This window comes from Halodesulfovibrio oceani subsp. galateae, assembly GCF_055397225.1.
In genome coordinates, this window is sequence record NZ_AP042453.1 from 369,092 (window position 1) to 386,237 (window position 17,146).

11 protein-coding genes, 2 tRNA genes and 4 rRNA genes are annotated in these 17,146 nt (G+C 46.8%); 6 read left to right on the forward strand and 11 right to left on the reverse strand.

The genetic code is table 11. The annotated features are described in order from the left end of the window. Window positions 1-20: 20 nt before the first annotated feature. From ACZ5V1_RS01560 to rdgC, 4 genes are all read right to left on the reverse strand, one after another. The gene (locus ACZ5V1_RS01560; protein WP_464390292.1) at window positions 21-857 is read right to left on the reverse strand and encodes an ABC transporter permease; all 837 of its coding nucleotides are present in this window, start codon (window positions 855-857) and stop codon (window positions 21-23) included. Then, window positions 857-1,813, reverse strand: a complete 957-nt coding sequence (locus tag ACZ5V1_RS01565; protein ID WP_464391598.1) for an ABC transporter permease — start codon at window positions 1,811-1,813, stop codon at window positions 857-859. Before ACZ5V1_RS01565 ends, ACZ5V1_RS01560 begins: the two co-directional genes overlap by 1 nt. A gap of 90 nt (window positions 1,814-1,903) precedes the next feature. Next, window positions 1,904-2,434 carry a hypothetical protein gene (locus ACZ5V1_RS01570; protein WP_464390293.1) on the reverse strand — a complete coding sequence of 177 codons (531 nt, stop codon included), beginning with the start codon at window positions 2,432-2,434 and terminating at the stop codon, window positions 1,904-1,906. Window positions 2,435-2,442: 8 nt separating this feature from the next. Further along, window positions 2,443-3,057: a recombination-associated protein RdgC gene (gene rdgC / locus ACZ5V1_RS01575; protein WP_160716929.1), complete on the reverse strand. Its 615-nt coding sequence runs from the start codon at window positions 3,055-3,057 to the stop codon at window positions 2,443-2,445. A 530-nt stretch (window positions 3,058-3,587) separates the two neighbouring features. On the opposite strand from rdgC, the gene ACZ5V1_RS01580 reads away from it, so the two are divergent. The 6 genes from ACZ5V1_RS01580 (at window position 3,588) to rrf (ACZ5V1_RS01605) (ending at window position 8,973) form a co-directional block, all read left to right on the forward strand. Next, window positions 3,588-5,129: ribosomal RNA gene (locus ACZ5V1_RS01580) — 16S ribosomal RNA — on the forward strand. A 165-nt stretch (window positions 5,130-5,294) separates the two neighbouring features. Next, window positions 5,295-5,371, forward strand: a tRNA-Ile gene (locus ACZ5V1_RS01585). An 11-nt stretch (window positions 5,372-5,382) separates the two neighbouring features. Further along, window positions 5,383-5,458, forward strand: a tRNA-Ala gene (locus ACZ5V1_RS01590). Window positions 5,459-5,619: 161 nt separating this feature from the next. Next, window positions 5,620-8,556 (forward strand): 23S ribosomal RNA (locus tag ACZ5V1_RS01595). A gap of 118 nt (window positions 8,557-8,674) precedes the next feature. Beyond that, a 5S ribosomal RNA gene (rrf, locus tag ACZ5V1_RS01600) occupies window positions 8,675-8,789 on the forward strand. A 69-nt stretch (window positions 8,790-8,858) separates the two neighbouring features. Then, window positions 8,859-8,973: ribosomal RNA gene (gene rrf / locus ACZ5V1_RS01605) — 5S ribosomal RNA — on the forward strand. The 16S, 23S and 5S rRNA genes sit together here with 2 tRNA genes alongside, the layout of an rRNA operon. Window positions 8,974-10,277: 1,304 nt before the next feature. Here the strand turns inward: rrf (ACZ5V1_RS01605) and ACZ5V1_RS01610 are convergent. From ACZ5V1_RS01610 to mltA, 7 genes are all read right to left on the reverse strand, one after another. Further along, complete coding sequence (locus ACZ5V1_RS01610) at window positions 10,278-10,541, reverse strand: hypothetical protein (protein ID WP_464390294.1); 264 nt, start codon at window positions 10,539-10,541, stop codon at window positions 10,278-10,280. A gap of 3 nt (window positions 10,542-10,544) precedes the next feature. Then, window positions 10,545-11,462 (reverse strand): NAD(P)/FAD-dependent oxidoreductase, encoded by a 918-nt coding sequence (locus ACZ5V1_RS01615; protein ID WP_464390295.1) that lies wholly within the window; start codon window positions 11,460-11,462, stop codon window positions 10,545-10,547. A gap of 23 nt (window positions 11,463-11,485) precedes the next feature. After that, window positions 11,486-11,800, reverse strand: a complete 315-nt coding sequence (locus ACZ5V1_RS01620; protein ID WP_464390296.1) for a thioredoxin family protein — start codon at window positions 11,798-11,800, stop codon at window positions 11,486-11,488. A 20-nt stretch (window positions 11,801-11,820) separates the two neighbouring features. Further along, the gene (locus tag ACZ5V1_RS01625; RefSeq protein WP_464390297.1) at window positions 11,821-12,498 is read right to left on the reverse strand and encodes a Crp/Fnr family transcriptional regulator; all 678 of its coding nucleotides are present in this window, start codon (window positions 12,496-12,498) and stop codon (window positions 11,821-11,823) included. 51 nt (window positions 12,499-12,549) lie between these two features. Further along, complete coding sequence (locus ACZ5V1_RS01630) at window positions 12,550-14,112, reverse strand: sulfatase (protein WP_464390298.1); 1,563 nt, start codon at window positions 14,110-14,112, stop codon at window positions 12,550-12,552. A 17-nt stretch (window positions 14,113-14,129) separates the two neighbouring features. Next, window positions 14,130-15,557 carry a Na+/H+ antiporter NhaC gene (nhaC, locus tag ACZ5V1_RS01635; protein ID WP_464390299.1) on the reverse strand — a complete coding sequence of 476 codons (1,428 nt, stop codon included), beginning with the start codon at window positions 15,555-15,557 and terminating at the stop codon, window positions 14,130-14,132. A gap of 248 nt (window positions 15,558-15,805) precedes the next feature. Further along, the gene (gene mltA / locus ACZ5V1_RS01640) at window positions 15,806-17,035 is read right to left on the reverse strand and encodes a murein transglycosylase A (protein ID WP_464390300.1); all 1,230 of its coding nucleotides are present in this window, start codon (window positions 17,033-17,035) and stop codon (window positions 15,806-15,808) included. Window positions 17,036-17,146 lie beyond the last annotated feature (111 nt).

Consider the following 17,146-nt stretch of genomic DNA (forward strand, 5'->3'; position numbering starts at 1 on the left):
GCAGTCGTCTTTTCAAGGGACTATCGTTTCAAACGCGGGTCAAGCAAATCACGCAGGCTTTCACCAAGTAGGTTATAGCCAAGCACTGTAATAAGAATAGCGCAGCCGGGGAACATGGAAAGCCATGGGGCAATTTCCAATACCTGTTTTCCTTCCAGCAGCATATTGCCCCAACTCGCAGTAGGTGGTTGAACACCAAGACCTAGAAAGCTGAGGGCGGATTCTGTAAGGATTGCACCAGCCACCCCGAGAGTTGCAGAGACAAGTACGGGGGCAAGGGCGTTTGGCAGAATGTGCTGTGCAATGATCCGTGCTGATGATGCTCCCGCTAGTCGGGATGCTGCAACAAAGTCTCGTTCTCGTAAGCTCAAGGTTTCTGCTCGTACAAGTCGAGCGACCCCCATCCATGAGGTTAGTCCGATCACTATCATTATATTGATCAAGCTTGGTTCAAGGAAAGCGATAACTGAGAGGATAAGAAAGAATGATGGAAAGCACAGCATCACGTCAACAAATCGCATTATCGTTTCATCCACCCAGCCGCGGAAGTAACCGGCAACAAGGCCGAGTACCAATCCTATAGATATAGAAATACCGACTGCTACAAACCCTACCCACAAAGATATACGTGCACCGTGAAGCATTCTGGAAAGCACATCACGCCCGAGGGCATCAGTACCCATGAGGTGTCCGGTTGATGGTGGTTGTAAAATGAGGTCGAGATTTAATGCATCAGGATTAAACGGTGAAATGAGCGGAGAAAGAATTGCGGCAAGCGTCATAACACCCACGATGGCCAGGCCAATCGTGAGCATTCCATATTTACTCCAGAAAGCACGTGAGGTGATTGGAAGCATTATGCACCACCTCCCGTGTTGCGGATACGTGGATCAGCAAGTCCGTAGAAGAGGTCGGCAATCATATTACCAGCCAAAGTAAGAACTGCACCAAGGACAAGGTTCCCCATGATCATTGGATAGTCACGTGCAAGAACAGACGTATAGAAAAGCTGTCCGAGCCCCGGAAGGGCAAAAATTGATTCAATAATAACAGAGCCACCGATAAGGCTTGGAATGGAAAGACCAAGGATTGTGATGACCGGAAGCAGGGCATTACGCAGCGCATGTTTATAGATAACAGTGTGCAGCGGTAGCCCTTTAGCTTTGGCTGTAAGAATAAAATCTTGTCTCAACACTTCCAGCATGGAGGAACGCATGAAGCGTGACATGCCGGCAAGGCTTCCGAATGTATAAATAAAGATAGGCATAGCCAGATGGCGTGCTAGATCGCCCATCTTTCCCCAGAAAGACAGGCTGTCATAGTCCAGTGACGTAAGGCCGGAGATGGGGAGCCATTGCAGATAGATTCCGAAATAAAGCATCAATAATAGTGCGAGCCAGAATCCGGGCATTGCAAACCCGATAAAGACGAAGACCGTACTCGCCTTGTCAAACCATTGGCCCTGATAATAGGCGGCTCCCACCCCGATGGGGATAGCAAAGAGTAACGTCAGGATAAGGGAAGTAATGTTCATGCCAATGGTGAGCGGCATTCGTTCCTTAATCTTATCCCAGACCGGACGATTGTCGCCAGACATGGATCTACCGAAATCAAACTGCACTATGCGTTTGACCCATCTGTAATATTGAACATGCACTGGCTGATCTAGCTCATACAGACGTTCAAGGCGGGCACGGGCTGCCGCACCCACCTGTGGATTCAATGTCGTCTGTAAATCGGTAGGAGAGCCGGGAGCAAGGTGAATAACCCAAAAGCTTATGACCGTAATGCCGAAGAGAATCAGCATAGTCATGCCAATTTTCTTACAAACTTTGTATAAGACGCGGCGGAGGATAACAGAAGGAGTTATCTCGCTCGCTGGCGCATGTTCCATAGTAGGGTACTACTCCGAGTTGCTGAGCCACTGTCCCATTTTTTGAACAGTTCCAGTCCAATCATTGGAAAGACGTGTTTCTAAGAAGGTTCTATACGCATCATCCAGAAGCGTAAGACAGCTTTCAATAAGGAAGATTTTTTCGAGGAATGGACCATCAACGTCATCTTCTTCGTTGGCATCAGCTTTTTCAACTTTAGGAGTCTTAAGGCTGCCAATAGAAAAATCTTCTGCCTTTAATGTAAGTTGCCATGCTTCTGTGTCTTGTTCAATACGAATCAATGCACGGGTAACTTTTTTACCCATGGATAAGCCAAGGCGCGCTTCCTTTAGTTCGGATGTGCTGCCGGACACAGTCGCAGTTTCCAGCGTTTCGCCTTCGCCGCCCTGAACAGAAACACGCTGTTCAACATATAAATTATAAGGGCGCCCTTCTTTAGAAGTGAAGTTGCCGTTAGTTACTTCGCTTCTAAACCACAGCCAGGTTAAGAATTCCTGACCTAATATAATGTCTGTAGTCTGACCAAGGTAATCAGCCATGATGTCTCCTATGCGAAGTTAGTCGGTTCGAGTGTATCAAGTTTTTCAGCGGCATCTTCACCCAAAAGTGAAATCGCAAGGGAATATGGAGTCATTGGCTCGAGATCGACACCAAAGGTTTGTGCAAAGTAATCTACGAACAGTTCTAACATTTTTGACTGGGTAGACGCAAAGTATACGTCATTATTTTGCATGTTCCATACAACATGGAATTCCGCAGGTACTGGGAAACTACGCGCACGAAGTTTTAACTGTACTTGTTCTTTCAATTCTTTCTTACGCTCGCGGGAAACGTATTTCTTTCCTTGTTCTTTGACCTTGCGTTCTTCTTCACGAACCGCAATAGCAACGTGCTTTTTCATAACCGCTGCAGGGATACGTCGTGTGTCTAGACGCAAAGAAAAGGTCAGGTAAGCACCTTTTTCAGGTGGCGCTGTGTGCCAGTGGGAATCAAGCATGTCGTCAAAACATACCCAGCCCCAACCACGCTCCTCGGCAGAGTCTTCAATCTCTTTGAAGGAAAACATGCGAAGTTTCTCAGGAATTTCTGGCCAGAGCTCTTTAGGAACAGGCTCTGTAATCTTATATCGAGTAAATGAAGTACTGGCGTTTAAAAAACCCATGTTGCTCTCCTTATGTATATGGGAGTGTGTAGCGCATCTTTGAACAGTACGCCAGATTATAAGATACAACGTGACCGAGTAACAGATTGAAAAAATATATAACGTAAAAACAGAATGTTAAAAGCGTAATGTTAGGAAAAATAAAAAACGTGTTGACTTGTGAATAAAAGAGCGTAGATTCCCTCTCCGCTGCTGATGAGGCAGCAACACAGCTTTCGACGCGAAAGTGACGAAGAATTTATTTTTGAAAAATTGTTGACACGAGAGTGTCTTTTTCGTAAAAAATACTTCTGCGCTTGAGAAAAGAGAGCAGGGCTCTAACGAGTTTATAAGATGATGATTTATTTTTAAAAACTTGTTGACTGAGTCGATGTGGGCTGGCATAAACGCCAACTCGACACAAGGCTAACTAGCCAAGTGGAGCTTTTGTTAAAAAGCTCTTTGACAATTAAATAGCGAATCGGATTGATTTAGAGATCAGCTAGCGTTGTTCGTTGCTTCGGTAACGGACAATTCAATACAGAATTATTAAACTGGAGAGTTTGATTCTGGCTCAGATTGAACGCTGGCGGCGTGCCTAACACATGCAAGTCGAACGCGAAAGTCTCTTCGGAGACGAGTAGAGTGGCGCACGGGTGAGTAACGCGTGGATAATCTACCTATTGGTACGGGACAACAGTTGGAAACGACTGCTAATACCGTATACGCTGGAAACGGGAAAGGGGGCCTCTTCTTGAAAGCTCTCGCCAGTAGATGAGTCCGCGTTTCATTAGCTAGACGGTGGGGTAACGGCCTACCGTGGCAACGATGAATAGCAGGCCTGAGAGGGTGGCCTGCCACACTGGGACTGGAACACGGCCCAGACTCCTACGGGAGGCAGCAGTGGGGAATATTGCGCAATGGACGAAAGTCTGACGCAGCGACGCCGCGTGGAGGATGAAGGTTTTCGGATCGTAAACTCCTGTCAAGAGGGAAGAAACCTATTAAGAATAATACTCTTAGTAATTGACGGTACCTCTAGAGGAAGCACCGGCTAATTCAGTGCCAGCAGCCGCGGTAATACTGAAGGTGCAAGCGTTAATCGGAATCACTGGGCGTAAAGCGCTCGTAGGTGGCTTTGTAAGTCAGATGTGAAAGCCCACGGCTCAACCGTGGAATTGCATTTGATACTGCATCGCTAGAGTATAGGAGAGGGAAGTGGAATTTCTGGTGTAGGAGTGAAATCCGTAGAGATCAGAAGGAACACCGGTGGCGAAGGCGACTTCCTGGACTATTACTGACACTGAGGAGCGAAAGCGTGGGGAGCAAACAGGATTAGATACCCTGGTAGTCCACGCCGTAAACGATGGGTACTAAGTGTCGGAGGCTTGACCTTCGGTGCTGTAGTTAACGCGTTAAGTACCCCGCCTGGGGAGTACGGTCGCAAGGCTGAAACTCAAAGAAATTGACGGGGGCCCGCACAAGCGGTGGAGTATGTGGTTTAATTCGATGCAACGCGAAGAACCTTACCCAGGCTTGACATCCTGCGAATGTCCTAGAAATTAGACAGTGCCCTTCGGGGAATGCAGTGACAGGTGCTGCATGGCTGTCGTCAGCTCGTGCCGTGAGGTGTTGGGTTAAGTCCCGCAACGAGCGCAACCCCTATCCTTAGTTGCCATCAAGTAATGTTGGGCACTCTAGGGAGACTGCCCGGGTTAACCGGGAGGAAGGTGGGGACGACGTCAAGTCATCATGGCCCTTACGCCTGGGGCTACACACGTACTACAATGGTGCATACAAAGGGTTGCGATACCGTGAGGTGGAGCTAATCCCATAAAGTGCATCCCAGTCCGGATAGGAGTCTGCAACTCGACTCCTTGAAGTCGGAATCGCTAGTAATCCTGGATCAGCATGCCAGGGTGAATGCGTTCCCGGGCCTTGTACACACCGCCCGTCACACCACGAAAGTTGGTTCTACCCGAAACCAGTGAGCTAACCAGCAATGGAGGCAGCTGTCTACGGTGGGGCTGATGATTGGGGTGAAGTCGTAACAAGGTAGCCGTAGGGGAACCTGCGGCTGGATCACCTCCTTTAAAGAAAAAAAATCCGATTCGCTATTTAATTGCAAAGAGTTTTGCGTTGACCAACTTATGGTCGCATGCTCTTTACAACTAAATGACACAGCAGCCTTTCTAATAAGAAAGATTGTTGTAACTAAAGCACCGCCGGCAGGCGATTCTTTTGTCATTAGGCTGAATGGGCCTGTAGCTCAGTTGGTTAGAGCGCACGCCTGATAAGCGTGAGGTCGGAAGTTCAAATCTTCCCAGGCCCACCATCTACCCAAGTGGGGGCGTAGCTCAGCTGGGAGAGCACCTGCCTTGCACGCAGGGGGTCAACGGTTCAATCCCGTTCGCCTCCACCATTTTGGTGGAACAGCATACAGTTCTTTTACAAGTAAATTTTTGGTAGTGGTCATTACTTAAATGTTAAGTAGTGGTAACAATCCAAGTATTATACTTGGCTGAAACCTTCGGGTTTCTGCTCTTTTACAATCGATAGGGACGGAAAAGAATGTCCGTAGAAAAATAAGTTATTAAGGGCAACTGGCGGATGCCTTGGCACTAGAAGGCGATGAAAGACGTGGTAGGCTGCGATATGCTATGGTGAGGAGCCAAACATCCTTTGACCCATAGATTTCTGAATGGGGAAACCCAGCGGGAGTTATGTCCCGTTATCTCTTTACTGAATACATAGGTTTAGAGAGGCTAACCGGGGGAAGTGAAACATCTCAGTACCCCGAGGAAAGGAAATCAAACGAGACTCTCTTAGTAGCGGCGAGCGAACGGGGAATAGCCCAAACCGTCATGTTTCGACATGGCGGGGTTGTAGGGCAGTCATCAAGTGATTCATTATTAGATAGGGGAACAAGCTGGGAAGCTTGACCGTAGAGGGTGAAAGTCCCGTACCTGAAGTCGAACATGACACTGACTGTTCCTGAGTACCGCGGAACACGAGAAACTCCGTGGGAATCTGGGAGGACCATCTTCCAAGGCTAAGTACTAACTAGTGACCGATAGTGAACCAGTACCGTGAGGGAAAGGTGAAAAGAACCCCTGTTAGGGGAGTGAAATAGAACCTGAAACCAGTTGCCTACAAGCTGTGGGAGCATCCTTGAGATGTGACCGCGTGCCTTTTGCATAATGAGTCAGCGAGTTAATCTACTGTGCAAGGTTAAGCGAAAGTGGAGCCGTAGCGAAAGCGAGTCTGATAAGGGCGACAAGTACAGTGGATTAGACCCGAAACCAGGTGATCTATCCATGAGCAGGTTGAAGCTCAGGTAAAACTGAGTGGAGGACCGAACCAGTATCGGTTGAAAACGATTTGGATGACTTGTGGATAGGGGTGAAAGGCCAATCAAACCTGGTGATAGCTGGTTCTCTCCGAAATATATTGAGGTATAGCCTCGAGGTAGTTTAACGGGGGTAGAGCACTGACAGGGCTAGGGGGCTCACCAGCTTACCAAACCCTATCAAACTCCGAATACCGTATAAATGATCCTCGGGAGTCAGACTGCGACTGAGAAGGGCCGTAGTCGAAAGGGAAACAGCCCAGACCGACAGCTAAGGCCTCCAAATCCATACTCAGTGGAAAAGGCGGTGGAATTTCCTAGACAGCCAGGAGGTTGGCTTAGAAGCAGCCATCCTTTAAAGAAAGCGTAATAGCTCACTGGTCTAGAGATTCTGCGCCGAAAATGTAACGGGGCTAAGTATGGTGCCGAAGCTTCGGATCAGCACTTTGTGCTGGTGGTAGGAGAGCGTTCTCTACTGGTTGAAGGTGTGCTGTGAAGCATGCTGGACGGTAGAGAAGTGATTATGCTGACATGAGTAACGATAAGATGGGTGAGAAACCCATCCGCCGTAAGCCCAAGGTTTCCGGGGTAAAGGTAATCTGCCCCGGGTTAGTCGGCCCCTAAGGCGAGGCTGAAAAGCGTAGTCGATGGGAAACAGGTTAATATTCCTGTACTTGTATAGATGTGCGATGGAGGGACGGAGTAGGATAGACACGCTGGCTGTTGGAATAGCCAGTGCAAGTGCGTAGGGTTGAGGTATAGGCAAATCCGTACCTCTACATGCCTGAGACACGATGCGGAGTTCGCAAGAACGTAAGGTGTTGAGTCCATGCTTCCAAGAAAAGCTTCTAAGTTTAGTCTATGCAAACCGTACCGCAAACCGACTCAGGTGGGCGGGATGAGTAATCCAAGGCGCTCGAGAGAACTGTAGTTAAGGAATTCGGCAAAATGACCCCGTAACTTCGGGATAAGGGGTGCTCCTTGTTGTTAGTTTCCTCGCGAAACAAAGCAATGGAGAGCCGCAGAGAAATGGCGGTGGCGACTGTTTACTAAAAACATAGGTCTATGCAAAGTCGTAAGACGACGTATATGGACTGACGCCTGCCCGGTGCCGGAAGGTTAAGGGGAGTTGTTAGCTTCGGCGAAGCAGCGAACCGAAGCCCCGGTAAACGGCGGCCGTAACTATAACGGTCCTAAGGTAGCGAAATTCCTTGTCGGGTAAGTTCCGACCTGCACGAATGGCGTAACGATCTCCGCACTGTCTCAACTACAGACTCGGTGAAATTGAATTCGCGGTGAAAATGCCGTGTACCCGCAGCAAGACGGAAAGACCCTGTGCACCTTTACTATAGCTTGACATTGGGTTTTGGGCTAGCATGTGTAGGATAGGTGGGAGGCTTTGAAGCAGGCACGCCAGTGTTTGTGGAGCCAACCTTGAAATACCACCCTTGCTAGTCTAAGGCTCTAATCCTCTACCGTTATCCGGTTAGGAAACAGTGTCTGGTGGGTAGTTTGACTGGGGCGGTCGCCTCCTAAAGAGTAACGGAGGCATACAAAGGTTCGCTCAGACTGATTGGAAACCAGTCGTTGAGTGCAAACGCATAAGCGAGCTTGACTGTAAGAGAGACATCTCGAGCAGGAACGAAAGTTGGTGTTAGTGATCCGGTGGTTCCGCATGGAAGGGCCATCGCTCATTGGATAAAAGGTACGCCGGGGATAACAGGCTGATCGCGCCCAAGAGTTCACATCGACGGCGCGGTTTGGCACCTCGATGTCGGCTCATCACATCCTGGGGCTGAAGCAGGTCCCAAGGGTACGGCTGTTCGCCGTTTAAAGTGGTACGCGAGCTGGGTTTAAAACGTCGTGAGACAGTTTGGTCCCTATCTGCTGTGGGCGTAGGAGATTTGAAAGGAGTTGCCCCTAGTACGAGAGGACCGGGGTGAACGAACCTCTGGTGGGTCAGTTGTCGTGCCAACGGCATAGCTGAGTAGCTACGTTCGGAAGGGATAACCGCTGAAAGCATCTAAGCGGGAAGCCTCACTTAAGATAAGATCTCCCTCTCATTTATTGAGCTAAAGGACCCTGGTAGACCACCAGGTTGATAGGCTGGGTGTGTAAGGGCAGTGATGCCTTCAGCTAACCAGTACTAATAGTCCGTGAGCCTTATTTTTCTACACTAAATCATTCTTTTCCTCCCTATTAGATTAATATTTAGGGTTAGCCATTCGATGTGCGCAACAAGGTATATATTGTTTGCCTTTCCGGATATCTGACTGACCCGATTTTTTTTCTAGTGACCACGGAGGTTGGGGTATACCCGATCCCATTCCGAACTCGGAAGTCAAGCCAACCATCGCCGATGATACTGCAGGGGAGCCTGTGGGAAAGTAGGTCGTTGCTAGAATATATTTATTACTTGTGAGTACGATGTGATTTACATCTTTCCGTATTTATAAAGTAAGCTGAGATTTTTCTTGGTGGCCATGGAGGTTGGGGTATACCCGATCCCATTCCGAACTCGGAAGTCAAGCCAACCATCGCCGATGATACTGCAGGGGAGCCTGTGGGAAAGTAGGTCGCTGCCAAGATATATTTTAAGACCGCGTTTCTTTTGAAACGCGATCTTTTTTTGTTCAACAATCTTTCATTGCGGCTTGCTTTACCACAGGCGATGAGCGCTCAAAGGGCGCGAGGTTTGGTCTAAGGCATTACGCCGCCAGCCAAACTATTCTATGAAGTCAGAAAGTGATGATCTCTGTAGAGCGGAGTTTGGTTGAGCCTTTTGTATTCCTCTTCTCTTAATCTGCACTCCTATCTTCGACCTTCGCTTAGTTTTTCTTTCTCTTCTCATCTATCTTTTTCTGCTTTGCCCTTTTCCTTTATCTATGATTTCTATGACTAAGTAGAGACACTTAGGTCGAAATATTCATATGTCTATCCCTTTGCTTTGTTTTCAGCTTTTCTGGCTGAATAGGCTGTTGAGCTCTGACTATTGCTTTTCCGTTCACTGAATGAAGAAGAAAGGATCTAGCTTTGAATTTTATGAAAGCCGACTATCTTTGGATAGACGGCTTTTGTTTTTTTTGTGGTGAGTACCGTTTACTGTTCTTGGTGGATATGGTGTTTCAGTTGCTTTGACTGATACCAAGTCCCAAGCTTTCTCTTTCCACGCTCCCGTAGGGGGACGGGGCGCTCAAACGCTAGCGCAGCTTTGCATAAGCCATTCGTATGCTCGTTCCTTGCTAACGGCTGCCGCTACCTTTCTATTCCCCGAGCTTTAACGAGTGATCCCATGCTTCCTCTTTCTGTAATGATTCTCGGAAGATTCGCGGCGGCTCAAAAGAAGCTCGCTTTGCATCTTCAGGTACGAAAAACAATGCCGAGAATAATGACTTCAGCTAGAAGGAATGAATGGGGGTAACTTGCTCTTTCTGAAATTATCCACGGAATGATTATGGTGTGCAGCACATTTTCCAGTGGCGCACTGTGTACTAAAAACAATGTCGAGAAGAACCATAGAAGCGCTAAGTAGGGGGGGAGTTGTTATGTGTGGGCATAATGGTAGGACTTTTCTTTAAATCCTCCCTTGTAGAACCGGGGAAGCAACCTCCCAGATGCATAAGCCATCCGCAATGGTTATTCCTTGCAAACGACTGTGCCTGGCTTTTCATTCTCTCTGCGTTTGAATTCTTGCTCTTGGACACACCAGAATGCTTTTAACTGGTGTCCATGACTCTGATTGGTTATTTACCTACGCTTTGCATAGAAAGTACTGAAAAAGGCGCTTATCCTCGGATAAGCGCCTTTTTACTGCAAGACAATCGAATAGGAACTAGTTCACCATACGAAGAGCTTGATCAGAATATGGTTGGGATATTCTGGAGGTGCATTTTTAGTCATTTAGATTTGTTGCCATCCATTGCGTGAATTGCTCGAGCAATTCAGAGCTTAGATTTTTACATTGAAAGTTTTTACCATCCACAGCAATTACAGGCGTTTTTCCGTTCAGACCTTGGCGTGAAATTTCTAAATAGCAAGTTATCTCTTGAACCAAAGCAGGCAGACCTTTCTTTTTCAGTAAGATTCGAAGCTGGCTTGCTGCATGCTGTGCATTGCTCGTGTCTGGATCCAGAATGGTTATCTGGAGCGTTTCCATGGGCTACTCTGCAATACTGTGAATGAAACGTTCAGCTTCGAGTGCGGCGATAGTTCCATCTGCCATTGCTGTGGTGATTTGACGATACTTTTTCTGTCGTACGTCGCCTGCTGCAAAGACACCGGCTACGGATGTTTTCATCAGATCGTCAGTATCAATATATCCGTTTTCATCGAGTGAGAGTTGTCCCTCAAAAACGTCTGTTCCGGGCTCTTGTCCCATAAATACAAATATGCCGTCACATTCATGTTCGATTATTTCGTCAGTTACAACATTACGCAACGTAACTGACTGGAGCTTTTCACCGTAATCAACAGCAGTCACTTCTGTTGAGTGCGAGATCGTTGAATTAGGGCGTGATTGTAATTCATCCTGTGCGCTTTGCGCTGCAAAGAAGGTATCCATCTTCTCCACAAGCATGAGTTCTTCAATCCCTTGGTCAAGCAGGGCAATGGCTTCATCGAAACCACTATTGCCGCCACCCACCACAAGAACTTTTTTCCCTTTGTACGCAGCGCCATCACAAATGGCACAAAAATGGACGTTCTCACATTCTCCAGCTACTTCTAGTGGAACAGGCTTGCGTCCTGTTGCCACGATCACCGCTTTTGCTTTGTAGACTGTGTCGTCGGCTTCGATAATTTTTTCTTCACCGGAGAAGTCGATGGCATCAATACAAGCTGCTTCTTCTATGTCTACACCAAGAGCTTCCACCTGTTCTTGAATGCGTTCAACTAATTCCATCCCACCTATGCTGGTGTAGGATGGCATGTTTTCAACGACTTTTGTCCAGTTAACAAGTCCGCCACATGCGTTCTCGTCAAGGATGAGAACGCGCAGGTTCGCACGCGCTCCGTAAATGGCAGATGTCATGCCTGCAACGCCGCCGCCTAGAATGATTAGATCGTATGTTGTGCTCATGTCGTTATCCCTGACGTTACGAGTTACAGGGAGGCGTGGAGAGTTTTTAGTTCACGCGGGTTCATTAAACCGGAGTGAACCTTTACAACTTCACCGTTGCGAACAAACACGAGTGTTGGGACACGTTCAAATGAAAGCTTTTTCATTAATTCAGGATGGATTTCACTATCTATGCTGTAAATTTCTACTGATGGAGCTTTTGCAGAAAATTTAATCAGAACTTTTTCCATATTTTTGCAATGTGGACACAGCTCTTTATGGAAAAAGAGAATTGCGTCAGAAAGTGATGCAAAGAAATTATCGAGATGTTCTTTTGGAACCGAGGTAATAGTGCTCATAGAAATATCTCCAGAAAATTTTATTCGTAAACAAGAGAAGATAGACCCTCTATGTCGAGAATGTGTATCTTGTTCTTCGGCAGCATTTTAATAAGCTCTGCCTTCTCTAGTTCCTTGAGTGATTTGTATAGCGTAGCCCTGTGCGCACCAAGTATGCTGGCGATGTCCTTCATTCGTAATGAGCCTAAAGAAATAACTTCGTTTGCGTGAAGCGGTGCTGAGTTATAGCGTAGGAGAATAAATTTAATTATCCGCTGATCCAGCGAGTCTAAGCCTAAAGAAGCTGACTGGTTGCTGAGGACGCTTATTTTTTCAGAGAGCGTACGAATGATGTCTTTTGCAATTTCCGGATACTGAGGTAGCATTTCTTCCACAGTTTTTCGTGAGAAGAAATATACTGTAGCATCTTGATAGCAGGAAAAATAGCTGCGTATAGGTCTATTAATAAAGAACGGAGCTTCGCTGAATAACGAGTTCTGCTCAATATGCATAATAATCTTTTCCGCGCCATCCCATGCCGTGCGTTGCATACGCACAATACCGGACTGCAAGTAGCAGAGTTCCTGAACCAGCTCTCCTGCATTGATGATGACTTCACCGTGCTTGAATTCTTTTTTTCTTCCGAGGTGCAACACCTGTTCCCAGGCATGGCTATCAACGTGAACTCGCCAGAATTCGTCTACATCGTGTGTGATCATGATTCGTCCTTCTCAATACAAGAGAGCCTATTCAGTTCTCGTTATCTTTACTTATGTGGTGCGGAGTTCACCAATGAACAGCTTTAATTGCTGTAGCAGTTCTTTGGCTTTCTCCGGATTGTCGTTAATGATGTTTTTTAATTGAAACTGGTCAGCCCGTCGGTCAAAAAGCTCATCAGATTGAGGTACAGAAACTTCTGCCCCTGGAACACATGTCCACATTTCTTCTTTTACTTCTAGTTTTGCAGACTGTTCACCAGCGTTACCGCCTGAGCCTGAACCATCGTAGAAGATTTTGTTCATGGAATCCGTGTCGATCTCTTTTTGCAACCAATGGATATAACTATAATCATGAGTGATTATAGACCAGGACATACCGTAGTATCCAGCAATAGCAAAGTCACGAACCTTTTCAGCTTCCCCCCGCATTACTGGGAGTAAACTGATTCCCTGAAGTTCGTCTGCATCAAAAGTGTTGATGCCTTCGTGTCCGGTTTCTTCAAGAGCATTTGAATCATCAAGTCCAAGTGCATCAAGAATTGTGGCTGTAATGTCGACGTTTTGAACAAAGCTATCGATACGTTTACCGCCTTCCAGACCTGGTACATGTGCGAGCAGTGGTACGTGTACAAGTTCTTCGTATGGCCAAGGGCGACATTTACGCATGAGACCGTGGCCATGCTCATCATTACCCATAGGTTGTCCGTGGTCGGAGGTAACAACGACCATAGTTTTTTCCCACAGACCTTGAGCTTTCAGAGAATCGAATAACTTGCCGAGCCACTTATCCACCAGTGTCACTTTTTCAGCGTACAGTGCGCGAATGTGTTCACATTCTTCTTCGGTCATTACGCCTTCAATTTCAGTCCAAGGCGCAATGAGAAGCGGGTTCCCTTTGTAATCCGGATTGTATGGGCATGGTCTTTCTTCCCATACGGAAGGTGGATCCCAAGGCTCATGCGGATCAAATGAATCGAGCCATAAGAAGAACGGACGGTTTGGATCGCGTTTTTCTTTAATCCAGTTGTCAGCTTCAGAGATAACTACTGATGCATAGTTATCTGCATCAGACTGCCAGTCCTGACGTTGACGGAGATAACATTCGGTTTCGCGAATTAATGATTTACTTGAATCATCGTATTCGCCGTTTGCATTCTTTTTGAGCCATTCAGGAGAAAGAAAATCTTCTCCTTTAAACTTATCATTAAGATGGACGTTGCTGAATGTTTCGTGGTCCAGCTCATGTCCGTTGCAAAAACGGACATAATCGAAACCACGTGAATATCCATATTTAGGCAAGCGCATTGGTGGTGTGTCGTAGACTAAAGCAGTCTGAACTTCACGACACCAGAGCATGTCTGTAATTGTGGTGTCTTCAGTAGTAAGAGGACGCCAGCCGCTGTATGGTAAAGTAAAACGTCCTGTCATTAATGCTCTGCGTACAGGAATGGTAGGTAGTCCTTCACTGTATGCATTCTCGAAGAGAAATCCTTTATCCGCGAACTTGTCGAGGTTAGGAGTTTTTACTTCTTTGTTTCCGTAGCAGCCAAGATAGTTGAACTGCAACGTGTCGAGCATGATGAATAGAACGTTTTTGATGTTTTTCCGAGGCATAGTAAATCCTTCAACAATTATGCTGTGCTACTTTCTTTGCTCAGGGCGAGTGGGCGAACCGGCTCACCTTTCGTATTAAAAATCCCAAATCCTGTGACAGCACATGCCATGGAAATGAGTGGTATGGTGAAGTTAAAGAATGCGTACGGCATAAAGTCGACAGCACTCACACCGAGAACTCCTAGAATATAGAAAGCATGCACACTCCATGGGACAAGAGGGCAGCCGAGAGTTCCGGCGTCTTCACATGTTCGGGAGAGAACCTGCGGGGCGATATCAGCATCCTTATATGAGTCGCTGAATGCACGTCCCGGAACAACAACAGCCAGAATTTGGCTACCTGTACCGAGAAGGATAATGTATGCAGCAACCAATGTTGCACCTACAAGGCTAGTGGCAGACTTGGCGCCACGGAGCATAGCTTCAAGCAATACTTCGAGAACGCGTGCTTTTTCAAGAATACCCCCAAAAGCCATACCGCTTGTAAGCAGGAGAATTGTAACCATGATGCTCATGAGACCACCACGGGAAAGAAGTTTGTTCAGTTCCGGTGAAGCAGTGGCAGCTTTGTAGCCACGGGTCATCTGTCCTGCGAGTTCTGCAACGGTAGAGCCTTCGAAGACTGCAATTGCAAGCGCACTTACGAGGCAGACAATCATTACCGGCAATACAGGGAATCTTTTGTACGCAAGAATGATCATTAATGCCGGTGGAATAAATACGATAGGGGTCAGGTTGAATGATGCTTCAAGGTTAGAAAGAATCACATTGATATTGGCGACACTACCGGAGTCTCCGGTATGCATTGAGCCGAGCAGCCAGTAGCCAATCAAAGTAATTATTGCTGCTGGAACAGTTGTCCAGAGCATAGATGATATGTGTGTGAACAGCGGAACTCCACATACCGTCGCTGTAATATTAGTGGAATCGGATACTGGAGACATTTTATCTCCAAAGTACGCACCGGAAACAATCGCACCAACTGTCCATGCAGGATCAAATTGCATAGCGCCGCCCACCCCAAGCAGTGCTACACCAATGGTGCCCATGGTGCCGAAAGATGTACCTGTGGCCAGCGATGCCACAGAGCAGAGAATAAAGGTTGAAACAAGAAAGTGTTCAGGAGAAATAAATTTTAATCCCCAATAAATAATCGCTGGGATGGTGCCGGAAGCCATCCATGCCGGAATAATCATTCCGACGATCATTAAAATGGCAACAGCCAGCTGGATTCTTCCAACGGCAGACAGCATGCCTTCTTGTAATTCTTCCCATGAATATCCGATTCGTAGTGACATGACGCCAGCAAGCACCACGGCAACTAACAGTGGCAGCACCGGAGGGCGTACGCCGAGGATAACTGTACCGTATAGAATAACGGCAACAGGAAGGGAAAAGGTTAGAAGAGCCCACAAGAGTGATGGCTTTCTTCTTTCAGAGCCCATAGTAACTCCTAATAGCAGGGAGTATGGTAATGCGCTTTACCAGACTAGGAATAATAAGAAGCGGTACTCCCGATCTCGCTCCATTCCTCCTCCTTTTTCACCCCAAAAGTACATAACCATTTCATTACGTACTTTAACGAGAACCAACCCTGCAATAAACAAACACAAGAGTCTGTTGCAAAGACAACAACCTACATAAAAAAAGGAGAGCTCATGCTCTCCTTTTGTACTTAACAATGTTTGGTGAATTATTTAGGTAACAATAGCCAAACTGCGCCGTCTGCATTCATGTGGCCAGCAATCCATGTAGCATCTTCACCGTAACCGCTGAAGAGATCCAAGTGGTGTTTTTTGATAGCGCCACCAGTATCCTGTGCGAGTCCTAGTCCTTTCATATTATCGCCGTACTGGAATGCGCCTTTTTCATCTTTTTCCGGCATTGGCACATCAAAAAGGAACATGCTTCCTAGAGGAATATATGACGGATCTGTTGCCAGTGAGACACGCGGTGTGAGGGTTTGTCCCATTGCGCCATACGGGCCGCTGTCTGAGAGTTTGAAAAACACATAGCTTGGATTTGTGGCCAGAAGCTTATATGTGTCTTCCGGATTGTCATCAAAGTATTTGCGTATAGCCTGCATGGACACGCCATCTTTAGGCAGTAAGCCTTTACGAAGCATGACTCGACCTAAAGAAACATATGGGCGACCGTTTTTTCCGTCATACAGAATATGTGTGGTTGATCCATCTTCCAGAAGGAGACGACCGGAACCTTGAATCTGTAAGAAAAAAATATCCAGCGGATCTTTTGCCCATGCGACTTCAAGACCACGTGAATTAAGAGCACCATCAAGGTCGATAGCCTTTCTGTCATAGTATGGAACGGCTTTGCCGGAGTCTATTCGGTATATTGCACGCTGTCCTTTCCATCGTGGATGAATGTCTTCGAGGTTCAGTACCTGAAGATCGGAAGGTTTTGCGAACAGTGGATATGCATAGCCTGGTTTTTTGGTAAGGCTCGCCTCTAAGGCTGGCTCATAGTATCCAGTAAATTGTGGGTCTGCATCAAGCCTATAAAACGTAAAGTTCTTTGCCAGTAATTCAGGATTTGCATCAAGTTCAGGCAAAAGCAACTGCATACGTTTAATAGCTTCCGCAAGTGTTTTCCACGTAACTTTCAATCCGTATTTGTTAAGCGCCAGTTTGGACTGTGGCTTTCTGGAGACGTAAAGAGCGGAACGTTCAAGGGCGGGAGCAAAATCCATCCATGATTTCATTCCCTGTTTGCCAATTGTGAGAGTTTGAATCACAGTATCGGCTTCCGATTCACTAAGTTTTATGAATCGCTCCCCTTCGGGTTGTTCAATAACCGGATCAACAGATTCGGTCGGTGGGGGAGACTGGCTGCACCCTGCAAAGAAAATAGTACTGATAATAAGTAGTGCAGATAAAATTCGAGTAATATGTCCGACAGTCAATTTCGTCCTCCAGTACAGTATGTGGTTAGCTTCTGTAGCATGGAATATTTTGAGTTCAAAGCCCGAACCGCAAGCATCTTTTTTATCCAATATAGAAAGTTGCGGCTCTGA